Raw genomic sequence first — 16,368 nt, forward strand, 5'->3', positions numbered from 1 at the left:
CCGGGGAGGCAATACCGGTTGGGTAGCCGGCAGCTCAGTCGAGCAGTTTTACCCGTAGTGGAGGAGAGAACAGATGTACGACAAGGAGAAAGACCTCATTGGCGCATTCCTGCGCGGAGAGGTGGACCGTCGCGGCCTGTTGAAGGGCCTTGGCGCGGCAGGCCTGACGGCGGGCACCGCCGGCACCCTGTTCAACATGATGTCGACCCAGGCGCTTGCCGCCGACTTCGACTGGAAGGCACATTCCGGCAAGTCGCTGAAGCTGCTCCTGAACAAGCATCCTTATGCGGATGCGATGATCGCCAATCTTCAGGCGTTCAAGGACCTGACCGGCATCGAAGTCACCTATGACGTCTTCCCGGAGGATGTCTATTTCGACAAGGTGACGGCGGCGCTCTCTTCCGGCTCGTCGGAATACGACGCCTTCATGACCGGCGCCTATATGACCTGGACCTACGGTCCGGCCGGCTGGATCACGGACCTCAACGAGTGGATCAAGGATCCGGCGAAGACAAATCCGCAATATGGCTGGGACGACTTCCTGCCGGGCGTCAAGGCTTCCTGCGCATGGAACGGCCAGCCGGGCGGTGCGCTCGGTTCGGAAGATGCCAAGCAATGGTGCATTCCGTGGGGCTACGAGCAGAACAACCTCTCCTATAACCAGGAGATGTTCGAAAAGGTCGGCGCCAGCGTTCCGAAGAACCTCGATGAACTCGTCGCCACGGCGGCAAAGCTCAACAAGGACGTAGGCGGCGGCGTCTACGGCATCGGCGTGCGCGGCTCCCGTTCCTGGGCGACCATCCATCCGGGCTTCCTTTCCGGCTACGCCAATTTCGGCCAGAAGGATCTGAACGTCTCGGAGGACGGCAAGCTTTCGGCCGCGATGAACACGGCGGAATCCAAGGCCTTCCACGCAAAATGGGTGCAGATGATCCAGGAAAGCGGCCCGAAGGACTGGTCGACCTATACCTGGTATCAGGTCGGCACGGACCTCGGCGCCGGCGCCTCCGCCATGATCTACGACGCCGACATTCTCGGCTATTTCATGAACGGCGGCGACAACAAGATGGCAGGCAAGCTCGCTTACGCTCCGTTTGCCGCCAACCCGGAGGCAAAGGCTCCGACGCCGAACATCTGGATCTGGTCGCTGGCCATGTCCAACTTCGCGAAGGACAAGGATGCGACCTGGTATTTCCTGCAATGGGCATCGGGTCTCGAGCACGCGATCTTCGGCGCGACCAAGATGGACTTCGTCAACCCGGTCCGGGCATCGGTCTGGAAGGACGAGATCTTCCGCGAGCGGCTGAACAAGAGCTATCCCGGATATGTGGAGATGCACGACGTTTCGGCGCCGGGCGCGAAGATCCACTTCACCCCCCAGCCGCTTTTCTTCGACCTCACCACCGAATGGGCGGCGACCCTGCAGAAGATGGTGGCGAAGGAAGTGCCGGTCGACGAGGGTCTCGACAGGCTTGTCGAGAGCATCAACCGGCAGCTCGCGGAAGCCGGGCTCGGCTGATCGCACTCCCGGCTTGGAACGGAAGCGGGCGGACATCATCGGACGTCGCCTTCCGCTCCAGGCCAGCCCGCCGCCGGCGGGCCGCCGTTTCGGCACGAAAAACAGATGGAAGAGGGGGTCTGGCTGCGCCGGCCGCGGCCGACCCCTTATGTCATAGACACAGGCATTTAGACGGAGCTGGCCATGGCTTCAGTAACGCACTCCAGCCCAAGGGGCAGCAGGTTCAGGATCAGCAAGAGGGCCTTGCCCTATGTGCTCTCCCTGCCGGCGCTTCTCGTGTGCATCGGTATCCTGATCCCGTTCTTCACGGCGGTGATCTATTCCTTCCAGCGCTACCGGCTCAGCCAGCCCTGGGCACGCCAGTTCAACTGGGGTGAGAACTATCTGAACTTCTTCACCGATCCGGGTTTCTGGAACACGCTGAAGATCTCGCTGCTCTATGCCGGCGTCACCGTGACCCTGGAGCTGCTGCTCGGTCTCGGCATTGCGCTGCTCCTGCAGCGCCGCTCGACGGTCAACAACTTCATCTCGATCATGCTGCTCCTGCCGCTGATGACGGCGCCGGCGCTTGCGGCGCTGATGTGGAAGCTGATGACCAATCCCGGCTTCGGGATCCTGAGCTATCTCGCAAGTCTCGTGGGCCTTGAGAACTTCCGCTGGGCATCGTCGCCGGACACGGCGCTGCTGACCGTCGTGCTCGTGGACATCTGGGTCTATACGCCCTTCATCATGATCCTGCTGCTCGCGGGCCTGCGCTCGCTGCCGACGCAGCCATTCGAAGCGGCCGCGCTCGACGGCGTGCCGCGCAGCTTCGTCTTTTTCCGCATCACCCTGCCGATGCTCACGCCCTATATCCTGACGGCGACGCTCTTTCGCCTGCTCGATTCCATCCAGCAGTTCGACATCATCTACGCGATGACGCAGGGCGGGCCCGGAGACACGCTGACGGTCTTCCAGGTCGAGGCTTACCTCAACTTCTTCCAGTCGACCAATGTGGGGCGTTCCGCGGCGCTGCTGATCATCCTGTGGGCGATCACCTACGCGCTGTCGAACATCTTTATCAAGAACTGGCTCCGGCTGCGCGAACGCGCCCGCGGCGAAGCGTAAGGAGGCCGAAAATGGAAACCACCTCTCCGGTCGAAAGACTCCTGCGCGGCGTCGCGCTTACCCTGGTCGTCGTCTTCTTCATGTTCCCGATCGTCTGGATCTTCCTCATGTCGTTCCAGACGAACGAGACGATCCTCAGAATACCCCCATCGGTGGTCTTCACGCCGACGCTCGAGAATTATGCGGCGCTGATCACCGGCAAACTCCAGACCGCTTCCGGCACGCTCGATATCGCCTTCATGCGCAATCTCGGCAATTCGGTCCTGCTGTCGGTCGCTTCCGTAGCGCTGGCGCTGGTCCTCGGCGTGCCGGCGGCCTATGCCTTCGCTCGGCACAAGTTCAGGGGATCGGAGGACATTGCCTTCACGCTCCTCTCCTTCCGCTTTGCGCCGCCACTGCTCGTGTTGCTGCCCTTGACGCAGTATTTTCAGTGGCTTGGCCTCTCGAACACCTATTTCGGTCTCATCTGGATCTACCAGCTGATCTGCCTGCCGCTCATTCTCTGGATCGTGCGCGGCTATTTCGAGGACATCTCGGCCGACGTCGAATATGCCTATCGCATCGCCGGCCACTCCTGGTTCTCGACGTTCCGCAAGATCGCCCTGCCGCTGGCAGGTCCCGGGATCGCAGCGGCCGGTCTGCTCGCCTTCATCTTCGCCTGGAACAATTTCGTGTTCGCCCTGGTGCTGGCTTCCGCAGACAAGCAGCCGGTGACGGTCGGCGCGCTGGCCTTCGTCACGGCCTCGGGCATCCAGTACGGCCAGATCGCCGCCGCGATCGTGCTCTCGATCACGCCGACGCTCGCACTCGCACTCTACGCCCAGCGCTACCTCGTCGAAGGCCTGTCGCTCGGTGCGGTGAAGGGATAATCGAATGACTACGCTGCAACTGAAAAACATCGTCAAGCGCTACAAGAGCCAGACGGTCCTGGACGATCTTTCGCTCGACGTGGCCAATGGCGAGCGACTGGTGCTCTTCGGTCCGTCCGGTTCCGGCAAGACCGTTCTGCTTCGGCTGATCGCCGGCGTCATCGAACCGGATGGCGGCCGGGTCCTGATCGGCGGCGAGGACATGACGGACGTGGACGCGGAACATCGCGGCCTCGGCATGGCGTTCCAGAACTTTGCGCTGTTCCCGCATATGAGTGCTTTCGACAACATCGCCAGCGCGCTGACCTCGCGGAAGTCGTCCAGGGATACGATCGCCGCCGGCGTGCACAAAGTCGCAAAGCTCCTGAAGATCGATCATGTGCTGAGCCATCATCCGAAGGCGCTCTCCAACGGCCAGAAGCAGCGCACGGCGCTTGCACGCGCCCTCGTGGGCTCGCCGCCGCTGCTGCTCCTCGACGATCCGCTTCGCAACGTCGACGCCAAGCTGCGCTTCGAGATGAGGCTGGAACTGCCGCGCCTGCTTGCCGCTCAAGGGGCGACCGTCATCTACGTCACGCAGGACTACAAGGAGGCAATGGCGCTCGGCGACCGCATCGCGGTCATGGCGCATGGGCGTATCCGCCAGATCGGCACGCCGGCGGAAATCTACAACGCGCCTGCCGACATCGAGATCGCCCGGCTCTTCGGCGATCCGACCATCAACCTGCTCGATGTCGTGCCGCAGCGCGGTCCGGACGGCGCCTTCGTCGAACTCTCCGACATGCGGCTGCGCCTGCCGGGCTTCGGCGCGGAAATTATCGAAAAGCAGTGCGTCCTCGGCCTGCGCCCCGAGACGATCGCTTTTGCCGAAGCCAGCGCGCATGGCGCGATTCCGGTGACCGTCGAGGCGGAAACGCCGCTCAACGAGAAGACCGTGACGCTGGCGCTGACCGCCCGCGGCCGCGAGATACTGGTGTCCCGCCCTGCCGGCACCCCCGGCCCGGTCGCCGGACCGGCGCATATCGCAGTCGACGGTCGGGCGGCCTTTCTGTTCGACAAGGCGACGGGTCAGCGCATCCTTCCTTCCGAACTGGCATCCAAGCGCGATGGAGAAGCGGCATGAACGCTACCGCTCTTTTGATCGACAACGTCGACAAGTTCTATGGTCCGGTCGACTACGGCGTTCACGCCGTGAAGCAGCTGAAGATGGAGGTGAAGAAGGGTGAGATCATCGCGCTTCTGGGCTCCTCCGGCTGCGGCAAGACCTCGACCCTTCGAATGATTGCCGGCTTCGAACCGGTATCGCGCGGCACGATTTCGGTCGCCGGCCGGCAGGTGCATATGCTTGCGCCGGTCCGCCGCAACGTCGCCATGGCCTTCGAGGGCTATTCGCTCTATCCGCCGCTGACGGTGCGGGAAAACATAGCTTTTGCGCTCAAGGCGTCGAAGCTTTCGCAGAGCGTCGTCGAAGAGAAGGTAGCGAGCATCGCCAAGCTGCTCGAGATCGAGGATATTCTCGGGCGTTATCCGAGTTCGATTTCCGGCGGCCAGCAGCAGAGGGCGTCCCTCGGGCGTGCGCTCATCCGCGATGCCGACCTGCATCTTCTCGACGAGCCGATGGGCCAGCTCGAGCCGCAATTGCGCGCCGTGCTGCGCGGCCGCATCAAGCACTACATCAAGGAGCGCGGGCTGACCGCCATCCTCGTCACCCACGACCAGACCGAGGCGAATGCGCTCGCCGACCGGATCGCCGTCATGGAAGGCGGGGTGCTGCAGCAGTTCGACACGCCCCAGAAGATCAAGGAACGGCCGGCGAATCTCTTCACCGGAACCTTCGTCGGCGAGCCGCCGATGAACGTCTTCGAGGCAAGCATCAGCGGCACGGATGCTCGCGTGACCTTCGGCCTCAAGGACGGCGTCCGGCTCGAGTATCAGGCCGCCGATTTCTCCCATGCCGTCCGCGATGCGCTGATGAAGCGCCAGAATGTGGTTCTCGGCATCCGGCCCTATTCCGTCCGGCGCAGTGCAGACGGGGTGACGGGCCGCGTTGCCGTCAATCAATGGCTCGGCGACCAGACCCATATCGCGGCCGATTTCGCCGGCGGCACCATGGTGCTGGTCGAACATGACCGTACCAGCCTGGAGATCGGTCAGCCGATCGGCATCCGGCTCGACCCTGCAAGCCTCCACGTCTTCGACAGCGAGAGCGGTATGGCGATCTCGCACGGCGAGGAGCTCGCCTGATGCGCGACATCCTCATCGGCATCGATGCCGGGACGTCCGTCATCAAGTCGGTCGCCTTCGATCTAGGCGGCCGGCAGCTGGCGATGACGGCGGTTCCGAACAGCTATGAGGCGGTGGGCCGCACCGGCAGCGTTCAGGAGTTGCGGCGTACCTGGACGGACACAGTCAAAACCCTGGTCGAGCTCTCGGCCAGGATCGAGAACCTCCCTGGCCGTGTTGCCGCCATCGCGGTGACCGGTCAGGGGGACGGCACCTGGATGATCGACAGAGAGGGCGAGCCGGTGGGCAAGGGCTGGCTCTGGCTCGATGCGCGCGCGGGCGCAATCGTCGAGCGCCTGCGTGCCGAAAGCGGCGATGCGGAGCGTTTCTCGCGCACCGGCTCGGGTCTTGCCGCCTGCCAGCAGGGCCCGCAGCTGCGCTGGATGAAGGATCATGCGCCGGAGATGCTGCAAGGCGCTGCGACCGCTTTCCATTGCAAGGACTGGCTCTATTTCAACCTCACGGACAAGCGCGCGACCGATCCCTCGGAAGCGAATTTCACCTTCGGCGATTTCCGCAAGCGCCAGTATTCCGATGAGGTGATCGACTTTCTCGGTCTCAACGAACTCAAGCACCTGCTGCCGGAAATCGTCGACGGGGCGAGCACGCATCACCCTCTCTCGGCCGCCGCCGCGGCTGCCACGGGCTTGCCGGCGGGGACGCCGGTGGTGCTCGGCTATGTCGACGTCGTCTGCACGGCGCTCGGCGCGGGCCTTTACGATCCCGGAACCGACACGGGCTGCTCGATCATAGGCTCCACGGGCATGCACATGCGTCTGGCGGCCGGCGCCGACGATGTCCGGCTCAACCAGGATCACACCGGCTACACCATGTGCATGCCGATACCCGGCACCTATGCGCAGATGCAGTCGAATATGGCGGCGACGCTCAATATCGACTGGATCCTGCAGTTTGCGGGAGGTCTCCTCAAGGGCATGGGGATCGAGAAATCGAAGAACGATCTGCTCGCCCATGTGGACGGCTGGCTTTCCGAAGCGAACGAGACTCCGCTTCTCTTCCAGCCCTATATTTCGGAGGCCGGTGAGCGCGGCCCCTTTGTCGATGCCTCGGCCCGCGCCTCCTTCGTCGGGCTTTCGATCAACCACGGCTTCGGGGACATGGTGCGCGCGGTCTTCGACGGCCTCGCCTTTGCCTCGCGGGACTGTTACGCCGCGATGGGGCCGCTGCCGGCCTGCGTCCGTCTGTCGGGAGGAGCTGCGCGCAGCGCCTCGCTACGCCGCATTCTCGGCGGGGCTCTCGGCGCCAGCATCCAGACCAGCGAACGCGAGGAGGCGGGTGCCGCCGGTGCGGCGATGATCGCCGCCGTCTCTCTGGGCATCTATCCCTCCATGGCCGACTGCGTCCGCGAATGGGTGCGGCCGCACCATCGGCCGGCAGAACCCGCGGATGAAGAGCTCGCGCGCCGCTATGACGCGCTTTTCCCCGCTTACAAGCAGTCGCGCCTCGCGCTTCAACCCGTCTGGCATGCGCTCTCCCACGCAGCCGGAACGGGAAACCAACAGGAAAGACCGCAATGAAGAAGATAGCCATTATCGGCGACCGGTTCATGCTGCCGGATGTTTTTCGCGACAAGATCGTCGAGGCATGCGGCGACGAGCATGAGATAAGCATGCTCGAGCTGCCCTGGCCGGACGTGCCGATGGAGCACGGCTATGCCGTCGAGGGGATGGACGGCCTCAAGGAATATCTCGGCAAGCCCGGGGACATCGTCGACTTCGTCGGCGATGCCGAAATCCTCGTGACGCAGCTTGCGCCGCTGTCCCGAACCATGCTGGCCGACCTGCCGGGATTGAAGCTCGTCGCCGTCTCGCGCGGCGGTCCGGTCAATATCGACATGAAAGCCGCTCGCGAGGCGGGCGTCCTCGTCGTCAATACGCCCGGCCGCAATGCGAGCGCCGTCGCCGAATTCACGATCGGTGCCATCCTCGCGGAGACGCGCCTCATCCGCGTGGGGCACGAGGCGCTGAGGCGGAGCGAATGGCGGGGTGATCTCTACCGCGCCGACCGCACCGGCCGCGAGCTTTCCGAAATGACGGTCGGCGTCATCGGCTACGGCAATATCGGCACCAAGGTGGTCCGGCTGCTTCGTGCTTTCGGCACCAAGGTGCTCGTCCACGATCCCTATGTGCAGCTCAGCGCCGAAGACCGGAATGCCGGCGTCGAACACGTCGCGTTGGACGAACTGCTTGCCCGCGCCGACCTGGTTACGCTTCATCCGCGCGTCAGCGAAGAGACGAAGAACTTGATGAATGCGGAGACCTTCGCGAAGATGAAGCCGGGGGCGATCTTCGTGAACACGGCCCGCGGGCCGCTCTGCGACTATGACGCGCTTTACGAGAATCTCGTCAGCGGCCATCTCGCAAGCGCGATGCTGGAGACCTTTGCCGTCGAGCCCGTGCCGGAAGACTGGCCGCTCTTGAAACTTCCCAATGTGACGCTGACGCCGCATATAGCGGGCGCGTCGGTGCGCACCGTGACCTATGCGGCGGAAATGGCCGCAGAGGAAGTGCGCCGCTACATCGCCGGCCTGCCGCCGGTCAATCCGTGCTGAGGTAGGACGATGAACGAACTTCAACTGCGCCAGTCGATCATCGACCATTGCCGCCACATGAATGCGATCGGCCTCAACCAGGGCACTTCGGGCAATATCAGCCTGCGCCACGGCGGCACGATGCTGATCACCCCGTCTGCGATCCCCTATGCCGAGATGACGCCGGACATGATCGTCGCCATGCCGATCGAGGGCGAGTATGGCGCCTGGGTAGGGCCGAAGAAGCCCTCGGTCGAATGGCCCTTCCACCTCGACATTCTGCGGGCGCGGCCGGATGTCGGCGCCGTCGTTCATACCCACGCGAGCTTCTCGACGATCCTCGCGATGGCGCGCAAGCCGATTCCCGCCTGTCACTACATGATCGCCGCCTTCGGCGGTTCCGACGTGCGCGTCGCCGATTACGCCCGCTACGGCACGAAGGCGCTGTCGGAAAACGTGCTGAAGGCGATGGAGGGGCGTTCCGCCTGCCTCATGGCCAATCACGGCATGATCGCGACCGGTTCGAGCCTGGAAAAGGCGATGTGGGCGGCGGTCGAGCTCGAGACGATCGCCAAGCAATATTACCACGTGCTCCTGATCGGCGGTCCGGTGGTCCTGCCGCAGGAGGAAATCGCCGGCGTCATCGAGGGATTTGCCACTTACGGCCATCAGGACAAACCCAAGGGCGAGGCCGCCTGACCGCATGACGACGACAGGAGACAAGCACGTGAGTTCCGAAACCGGCACATACGACCTTTTCGTCATCGGCGGCGGCATCAACGGGGCGGGCATTGCCCGCGACGCGGCAGGGCGGGGGCTCTCGGTCCTCCTCTGCGAGAAGGACGATCTGGCGCAGGGCACGAGTTCCCGCTCCGGCAAGCTCGTCCATGGCGGCTTACGCTACCTCGAATATTACGAGTTCCGCCTGGTGCGCGAAGCCCTGATCGAGCGCGAGGTTCTGCTGGAATCCGCACCTCACATCATCTGGCCGATGCGTTTCGTGCTGCCGCACAATCCCGCCGACCGGCCGGCCTGGCTCGTGCGGCTCGGCCTCTTCCTCTACGATCACCTGGGCGGCCGCAAGCGTCTCCCCGGCACGCGGGTGCTCAACCTGCGCACGGCCCCGGAAGGCGCTGCGATCAAGCCGGCCTATCGCAAGGCCTTCGAATATTCCGACTGTTGGGTGGACGATGCCCGACTCGTGGTGTTGAACGCGCTCGACGCGAAAAAGAAAGGCGCCCGGATACTGACCCGCACCGCCTGCACCAGTATTCGCCGGCGCGGCGACCTCTGGCACGTCGAGATGACCGATGCGGAGACCGGCGCGAAGACGGAGGCCAAGGCGCGCTGCGTGGTCAACACCGCCGGGCCTTGGGTCAACGACGTGATCGGCCGGGTTGCCGGACTGAATTCGAGCCGCAGCGTGCGCCTCGTCAAGGGCAGCCACATCGTCGTGCCGAAGTTCTGGGAGGGGCGGCAAGCCTATCTCGTCCAGAACCCAGACAAGCGCGTGATTTTCATCAATCCCTATCAGAACGATCTGGCGCTGATCGGCACCACGGATATTCCCTATGACGGGCGGCCTGAGGACGTCACGGCCGACGAAAACGAGGTCGCCTACCTCCTGAAATCGGTGAACCGCTATTTCAAGCAGCAATTGGCGCCGGGCGACATCCTTCACAGCTTCTCGGGTGTGCGTCCGCTTTACGACGACAATGCCGAAAATCCGTCGGCGGTGACACGCGACTATATTTTCGAGCTCGACGCCGCCGGGAAGGAAGCGCCGCTGCTCTCGGTGTTCGGCGGCAAGATCACGACCTTCCGCAAGCTCTCCGAGCACGCGCTCGAACGGTTGAGGCCTTTCTTTCCCACGATGGGCCCGGCCTGGACGGCGCGTGCGCATCTACCGGGCGGCGACATGGCGGATGCGGATTTCGACCAGTTCCTCGGCGAACTGCGCGCGCGCTACCGATGGCTGCCGGCGGACCTCGCCAAGCACTACGCCCGGCTTTACGGCACGCGGGCGCATGATCTGATCGGCGGCGCCACCTCGCTCGACGAGCTTGGAACGGCGTTCACCCCGCTCTTCCGGGAGCGGGAAGCCCGCTTCCTCATAGAGAATGAATGGGCGCGCACGGCGGAGGACCTGATCGAGCGGCGCACGAAGCACGGCCTGCACATGAGCGAAGCCGAGAAGCGGGCCTTCAGCGGCTGGTTCGAAGGCCAGCAGGCTGCGGCGTGAGAAGGAAGAATTGATGTTGCGAAGCTCCGAATTCGAAGCGCTTCTCGATCTGTCGGCGCGTGTCGGCGCCGATCCGGATCTCGTCCAGGGCGCGGGCGGCAATACCTCGATCAAGGAGGGTGGAACCCTCTGGATCAAGGCTTCCGGCCTGTGGCTTGCCCATGCCCGTCGGCGCGACGTGATGGTGCCGGTCGCGCTCGACCCGCTGCTCGACGCGCTGGAGCGGGACGACCCGGCGACGGAGAAGGCGCAGGATTTCGTCGTTAGGGATCTGAACCCCTCGGGCCTTAGGCCGTCGATCGAAACCACGGTCCACGCGCTGATGCCGCAGAAGGTGGTGGTGCACGTTCATTGCGTCGAGACGATCGCGACCGCCGTTCGCGCCGACGCGGCGGCGATTGCCGGGGAGAAGCTTCAGGGCATTCCCTACGCCTTCGTTCCCTATGCCAGGCCGGGGTTGCCGCTCGCCAAGGCAATTGCCGAGCGGATTCAGGCGGACACCTCGGTCCTGGTGCTCGGAAATCACGGGCTCGCCGTCGCCGCCGAGACGGTCGGGGACGCGGCGCGTCTTCTCGCAGAGGTATCCCAACGCTTTGCCGTGCCGGTGCGGCAGGCGCCTTCCGCCGACCTGGAGGCGCTGTCGCGCCTTGCGGTCAACAGCGCCTATCGGTTGCCCGACGACGGGCGGATCCACGATGCCGCGACCGACCTCGAAAGCTGCAGAATTGCCGCCGGAGGCAGCCTCTATCCGGACCACGTGATCTTTCTCGGCAAGGGATCGGTTGTCGCGGCTCCGGGAGAAAACGCGCTCTCTCTCGAAGAGGGCTTCCGTCGCGCCGGAGAGAGCCTGCCGCCGGTCCTTCTCTTTCCCGGCAAGGGCGCCTTGGTGCTCAAGGATATTTCGGCCGGCGCGCTCGCCATGGCGCACTGCCTTTCGGACGTGACGGCGCGAATCCCGGACGGTGCAAGTCTGCGCTATCTCACCGATGCGGAAAACGCGGAACTTCTCGGCTGGGACGCGGAAAAATACCGCCAGCAGCTGAACCGTGCAGGGCAGGTGCTGCAATGAGCGGGCAGGGCAAGCTCGTTCTCGGAATCGACCTTGGCACGTCCGGTGCGCGTGCCGTGGCGATGACAGCTGCAGGCGAGATCGTCGCATCGGGCGCAGCCAGGCTTACCGCCTTTTCCGATGACCATCGCGATCCGCTCGGCTGGTGGAAGGCGGTTCAGGCCGCGCTTGCGCAGGCACTCGAAGCGATCGACGGCTCGCATATATGTGCGGTCGGCATCGACGGCACGTCGGGCACCATGCTCCCGGTCGCTGCGGACGGCGCGCCGCTCGCGACGCCGCTCATGTATAACGACCCGGTCGGCGACACCGCCATTCTGGAGCGCATCGCCGTCCATGCGCCCAAGGAGAGCGCCGCGCATGGCGCGACCTCGGGGCTCGCCAAGCTGCTGACCTTCCAGTCGCTCCCGGAGGTCTTCCGTGTCATTCATCAGGCCGACTGGATTGCCGGCCATTTCACCGGGCTTTATGACATCAGCGACGAAAACAACGCGCTGAAGACCGGCTACGATCCCGTTGCCCGCAACTGGCCGGAATGGCTTGCGCGGACCGGCGCGCGTATCGATCTTCTACCCGATGTTTTGCCGGCGGGGGCGCCGGTCGCGACGATCTCGCCTGCCGCGGCGGAAGCCTTCGGCCTGCCGAGCGAAACCGTTATCGTCGCGGGTACGACGGATGGCTGCGCTTCTTTCCTTGCGACCGGGGCTGACCGGCCGGGTGACGCCGTAAGTGCGCTGGGCACGACGCTGACTGTGAAGATGCTCTCCGACAAGCCGCTCTTTGCCCCGGAATTCGGGCTCTACAGCCACCGGATCGGCGACATGTGGCTTGCCGGCGGCGCCTCCAACACAGGCGGCGCGGTTCTCGCCGCGCATTTCAGCAACGATCGGATCGCCGAGCTTTCGGAGCAAATCGATCCGGCGAGCGACACGGGCCTCGACTTCTATCCGCTGCTGAAACCCGGCGAGCGGTTCCCGGTGGCCGATCCCGCCTTCATGCCGCGCATGGAACCGCGCCCGACGGAGGACGCCGAATTCCTGAAGGCGATCTTCGAGGGCATCGCGGGCGTCGAGCGTCTTGCTTATGAGCGGCTCGTATCCCTCGGCAGCCCGGCCCTGGGCTCGATCCGCACCGTCGGCGGCGGCGCGAAGAACGGGGTGTGGACCGAAATCCGAAAACGGAGGCTCGTCGTTCCCTTCCTGCCGGTGCTATCGGAGGAGGCTGCTGCCGGCGCCGCTCGCCTGGCGCTTTCCGGAGCGAAAGAGGCGGGCGTGCTATGAGCGTCGTCCGGGAAATTCCAGCCCTCTCTGCGGTCGCAGACGCATATGATGCCTTCCTCGTGGATCAATACGGAGTGCTGAGAGACGGGCGCGGACCCTATCCGGGTGCGGCGGAAACGCTTGTCCGCCTCAAGCAGGCCGGAAAGCGGGTCATCATCCTCTCCAATTCCGGCAAGCGCTCGGCCGAGAACGACCGGCGGCTGGAGGCGCTCGGTTTCGAGGGCGGAAGCTGGGACTGGTTCCTGACCTCGGGGGAGGTTGCCTGGCAGCTCTTGAAACGAGAGGCCGAAGGCGAGGGTGGCGCAGCGCGCAAATGCCTTCTGATCAGCCGCGATGGCGATCAGTCGCCGCTCAAGGGGCTGAACCTCGTCCGCACCGAGAGCGGTGAGGATGCCGACATCGTGCTGCTGGCGGGGAGCGAGGGCGATATCCATCCGCTTTCCTATTACGAAGATCTGCTGGGCCCGGCGGCCCGGCGGGGCATCCCGTGCCTCTGCACGAATCCGGACAAGGTGATGCTGACGAGGAGCGGCCCGGCCTTCGGCGCCGGTCGCATCGCCGAGCTTTACGAAGAGCTGGGCGGTCCCGTCCGCTGGATCGGGAAGCCGTTTGCCGACATCTACGACTTCGCGCTCGATTTTCTCGGGCGGCCGGACCCGCGGCGCGTCTGTGCCATAGGCGATAGCGTCGAGCATGACATCGCCGGGGCTGCGGCGGCCGGGCTCGGCTCGGTGCTCGTCGCCACCGGCATTCTCGAGCACCGGTCGGACGCGGAGCGCCGGCAACTCTTCCGGGAGCACGGCGCGAGCCCCGATTTCATCCTCCCGAAATTCCTCTGGTAGCAAGGAGCCGGCAATGGCCTTCACGCTGTCGCTCAACACCAATCCTCTGGTCAACCGCTTTGCCGAGGCGGACGACCTGATCGATACCATCGCCGAGAAGATCCGTATCGGTCATGTCCAGCTCACCCATGAATTCGTCAATCCCGGCTGGCCGGCGGCGACGATCAACAAGACGCTCCGGCAGTTTCGAACGGCGCTCGGCCGTACCGGCGTGAAGATCACCTCCGGCATGACAGGCCCCTATGGCCGTCTCAATCATTTCGGACATCCCGACGCGGACGTCCGGCGCTATTATGTCGACTGGTTCAAGACCTTCGCCGATATCTCCGCCGAGCTCGGCGCTTCCGGCATGGGTACGCAATTCGCGATCTTCACGCTCAGGGATTATCACGACCCTGCGCGTCGGGAAGAACTGATGACGATCGCCATCGAATGCTGGCGCGAGGTGGCGGAGCACGCCAAGGCCGCGGGCCTTTCCTATGTCTTCTGGGAGCCGATGTCGGTCGGCCGCGAGTTCGGCCACACGATCGAGGAGTGCAGGGCACTCGACCGGCGTCTGGCGGCAGCCGACCTGCCGATCCCGATGAGGATGATGGTCGACATCGACCATGGCGACGTCACATCGCCGAACGCCGCCGATGTCGATCCCTATGCCTGGGCGGAGGCCTTTCCGCGGCAGTCGCCGATCATCCACGTCAAGCAGTCCTCGATGAACAAGGGCGGACACTGGCCCTTCACGGCCGTCTACAACAAGGACGGCAGGATCACGCCCGAGCGACTGCTCGACGCCGTCAGGAGGGGAGGCGGCACGGACAACGAGATCTGCCTCGAACTCTCCTTCCGCGAACGTGAACCGACCGACCGCAACGTGGTGGAGATGATCCGGGAGTCTGTTGAATTCTGGGAGCCGTTTATCGACACCGGATTCAATGCTTCGAAATATCACATGTGAATGTAACAAAATCCCAGATTTGAGTTGAAAAATAACATAAGAATGTTACCTTTCCCTTGGGGCAGCGGAGGCTGCACCTGACGGGACGATACGATGAAACCGGAAGACAGACGCCAGGCGATCATGGATGTTCTGATGGAGGCTGGGACAGCCTCCGTCGAGGAACTCGCCCTTCGCTTCGGCGTCAGCAAGATGACGGTTCATCGGGACCTTGACGATCTCGAGCAGGCGGGGCTCCTGCGGAAGGTCCATGGCGGCGCTTCCATTCAGTCGAGCCCGCAATTTGAAAGCGATTTCCGGTACCGTGAAAAGATCGCGACCGGCGAGAAGCGCCGCCTTGCGCAACATGCGGCGACGCTGATCGAGCCCGGCCAGAGCATCATCATCGACGACAGCTCGACGGCCGGCGCGATCGCAGGGTTTGTCAGGGATATTCGCCCGCTCACCGTCATCACCAACAATCTCGGCGTCATTGCCGATCTTTCGGGAGCACCGGGCATCAACCTGATCGCGCTCGGCGGTCATTACAGCAAGAAATTCAACGGCTTTTTCGGTGTCGTCACCGAGGAGGCGCTGCGCTCGCTGCGCGCCGACGTGGCCTTCCTGTCGAGTTCGGCCATCGAGGGCGCATCAGCTTTCCACCAGGATCAGGAGGTCGTGCAGATCAAGCGCCAAATGGTGAAATCCGCCAGCCGCAAATATCTCCTGGTGGACCACGGCAAGTTCGGCCGCTCGGCCCTGCATTTTCTGACGGGGCTCACGGCCTTCGATGCGGTGCTGACCGGAAACGAAGTGTCCGAGGGGAATGCGGCGGCGCTCGGTGACGCCGGCGTCAAGCTCGTCAGGATCGACGTCAGGAAAATATTGGAGAACGCATGAGCAAGTCTGGTCTCTGGGTCGGCACGAGCTGGAAGATGAACAAGACGCTGGCCGAGGCAATGGTCTTCGCCGACGGTCTTGCTGCCGCCGACGATGCGCGCGATCAGCGGATACAGCGCTTCGTCATTCCTCCGTTCACCGCCGCGCGGCAGGTGAAGGAAAGGCTTAAGGCGACGAGCGTCAAGGTCGGTGCGCAGAACATGCACTGGGACGATGCCGGCGCCTGGACCGGCGAAATTTCCCCGGTCATGCTGAGCGATTGCGATCTCGACATCGTCGAGCTCGGCCACAGCGAGCGGCGGGAGCATTTCGGCGAGACCGACCGCACCGTGGGCTTGAAGACGGCAGCCGCCGTCAAGCATGGGCTCGTGCCGTTGATCTGCATCGGCGAAACTCTCGCGCAACGCGAAGCGGGCGAGGCGGATACTGTCCTGAAGCGCCAGGTGGAAGGCGCCTTTGCCTTTCTCGAAGGCGCGGCGCGGAAGGCGCCCGTTCTTCTGGCTTACGAGCCCGTCTGGGCGATCGGCGTCAACGGCATACCGGCGACCGCCGACTATGCGGACGCCCGCCATCGCCTCATTGGCGAAGTCGCCGAGCGTGCACTCGGCGTGAAGGTTCCGGTGCTCTATGGCGGCAGCGTCAATCCTCAGAACTGCGAGGAATTGATCCTCCAACCCCATATCGACGGGCTCTTCATCGGCCGCTCCGCCTGGGACGTCGGCGGCTATCTCGACATTTTGCAACGCGTAGCCCGGGCGATCTGAGTTGCCGGGCA

15 protein-coding genes are annotated in these 16,368 nt (G+C 64.1%); all 15 read left to right on the plus strand.

The features are described 5' to 3' along the window. Window positions 1–73: 73 nt before the first annotated feature. The 15 genes from JOH52_RS12470 to JOH52_RS12540 all read left to right on the plus strand — a co-directional run bounded on the left by JOH52_RS12470 (window position 74) and on the right by JOH52_RS12540 (window position 16,357). The gene (locus tag JOH52_RS12470) at window positions 74–1,519 is read left to right on the plus strand and encodes an ABC transporter substrate-binding protein (protein ID WP_003536396.1); all 1,446 of its coding nucleotides are present in this window, start codon (window positions 74–76) and stop codon (window positions 1,517–1,519) included. 183 nt (window positions 1,520–1,702) lie between these two features. Continuing rightward, window positions 1,703–2,626 carry a carbohydrate ABC transporter permease gene (locus JOH52_RS12475; protein WP_003536394.1) on the plus strand — a complete coding sequence of 308 codons (924 nt, stop codon included), beginning with the start codon at window positions 1,703–1,705 and terminating at the stop codon, window positions 2,624–2,626. Window positions 2,627–2,637: 11 nt separating this feature from the next. Then, the gene (locus JOH52_RS12480; RefSeq protein ID WP_010969796.1) at window positions 2,638–3,495 is read left to right on the plus strand and encodes a carbohydrate ABC transporter permease; all 858 of its coding nucleotides are present in this window, start codon (window positions 2,638–2,640) and stop codon (window positions 3,493–3,495) included. A 4-nt stretch (window positions 3,496–3,499) separates the two neighbouring features. Beyond that, the gene (locus JOH52_RS12485) at window positions 3,500–4,618 is read left to right on the plus strand and encodes an ABC transporter ATP-binding protein (protein WP_010969795.1); all 1,119 of its coding nucleotides are present in this window, start codon (window positions 3,500–3,502) and stop codon (window positions 4,616–4,618) included. Further along, complete coding sequence (locus JOH52_RS12490) at window positions 4,615–5,739, plus strand: ABC transporter ATP-binding protein (protein ID WP_010969794.1); 1,125 nt, start codon at window positions 4,615–4,617, stop codon at window positions 5,737–5,739. The genes JOH52_RS12485 and JOH52_RS12490 overlap by 4 nt, the downstream gene beginning before the upstream one ends. Then, on the plus strand, window positions 5,739–7,316 hold the full coding sequence (locus tag JOH52_RS12495) for an FGGY-family carbohydrate kinase (RefSeq protein ID WP_010969793.1): 1,578 nt from the start codon (window positions 5,739–5,741) through the stop codon (window positions 7,314–7,316). The genes JOH52_RS12490 and JOH52_RS12495 overlap by 1 nt, the downstream gene beginning before the upstream one ends. Continuing rightward, window positions 7,313–8,350 carry a 2-hydroxyacid dehydrogenase gene (locus JOH52_RS12500; RefSeq protein ID WP_010969792.1) on the plus strand — a complete coding sequence of 346 codons (1,038 nt, stop codon included), beginning with the start codon at window positions 7,313–7,315 and terminating at the stop codon, window positions 8,348–8,350. Before JOH52_RS12495 ends, JOH52_RS12500 begins: the two co-directional genes overlap by 4 nt. A 9-nt stretch (window positions 8,351–8,359) precedes the next feature. Continuing rightward, entirely contained in the window at window positions 8,360–9,028 is a 669-nt protein-coding gene (locus tag JOH52_RS12505; protein ID WP_010969791.1) for a class II aldolase/adducin family protein, read from the plus strand. A 4-nt stretch (window positions 9,029–9,032) separates the two neighbouring features. Beyond that, window positions 9,033–10,571 (plus strand): glycerol-3-phosphate dehydrogenase, encoded by a 1,539-nt coding sequence (locus JOH52_RS12510; RefSeq protein WP_003537289.1) that lies wholly within the window; start codon window positions 9,033–9,035, stop codon window positions 10,569–10,571. Between the two features lie 13 nt (window positions 10,572–10,584). After that, window positions 10,585–11,640 (plus strand): class II aldolase, encoded by a 1,056-nt coding sequence (locus JOH52_RS12515; RefSeq protein ID WP_014529252.1) that lies wholly within the window; start codon window positions 10,585–10,587, stop codon window positions 11,638–11,640. After that, a complete protein-coding gene (locus tag JOH52_RS12520) occupies window positions 11,637–12,920 on the plus strand; it encodes an FGGY-family carbohydrate kinase (protein WP_010969788.1) in 1,284 nt (427 codons plus the stop codon). Before JOH52_RS12515 ends, JOH52_RS12520 begins: the two co-directional genes overlap by 4 nt. Beyond that, window positions 12,917–13,762 (plus strand): TIGR01459 family HAD-type hydrolase, encoded by an 846-nt coding sequence (locus JOH52_RS12525; RefSeq protein ID WP_010969787.1) that lies wholly within the window; start codon window positions 12,917–12,919, stop codon window positions 13,760–13,762. Before JOH52_RS12520 ends, JOH52_RS12525 begins: the two co-directional genes overlap by 4 nt. A 13-nt stretch (window positions 13,763–13,775) precedes the next feature. After that, on the plus strand, window positions 13,776–14,714 hold the full coding sequence (locus JOH52_RS12530) for a sugar phosphate isomerase/epimerase family protein (RefSeq protein WP_010969786.1): 939 nt from the start codon (window positions 13,776–13,778) through the stop codon (window positions 14,712–14,714). A 93-nt stretch (window positions 14,715–14,807) separates the two neighbouring features. Then, a complete protein-coding gene (locus JOH52_RS12535) occupies window positions 14,808–15,593 on the plus strand; it encodes a DeoR/GlpR family DNA-binding transcription regulator (RefSeq protein WP_010969785.1) in 786 nt (261 codons plus the stop codon). Next, window positions 15,590–16,357: a triose-phosphate isomerase gene (locus tag JOH52_RS12540; protein ID WP_010969784.1), complete on the plus strand. Its 768-nt coding sequence runs from the start codon at window positions 15,590–15,592 to the stop codon at window positions 16,355–16,357. The genes JOH52_RS12535 and JOH52_RS12540 overlap by 4 nt, the downstream gene beginning before the upstream one ends. Window positions 16,358–16,368: the final 11 nt, after the last annotated feature.

This window comes from Sinorhizobium meliloti (assembly GCF_017876815.1).
GTDB lineage: Bacteria > Pseudomonadota > Alphaproteobacteria > Rhizobiales > Rhizobiaceae > Sinorhizobium > Sinorhizobium meliloti.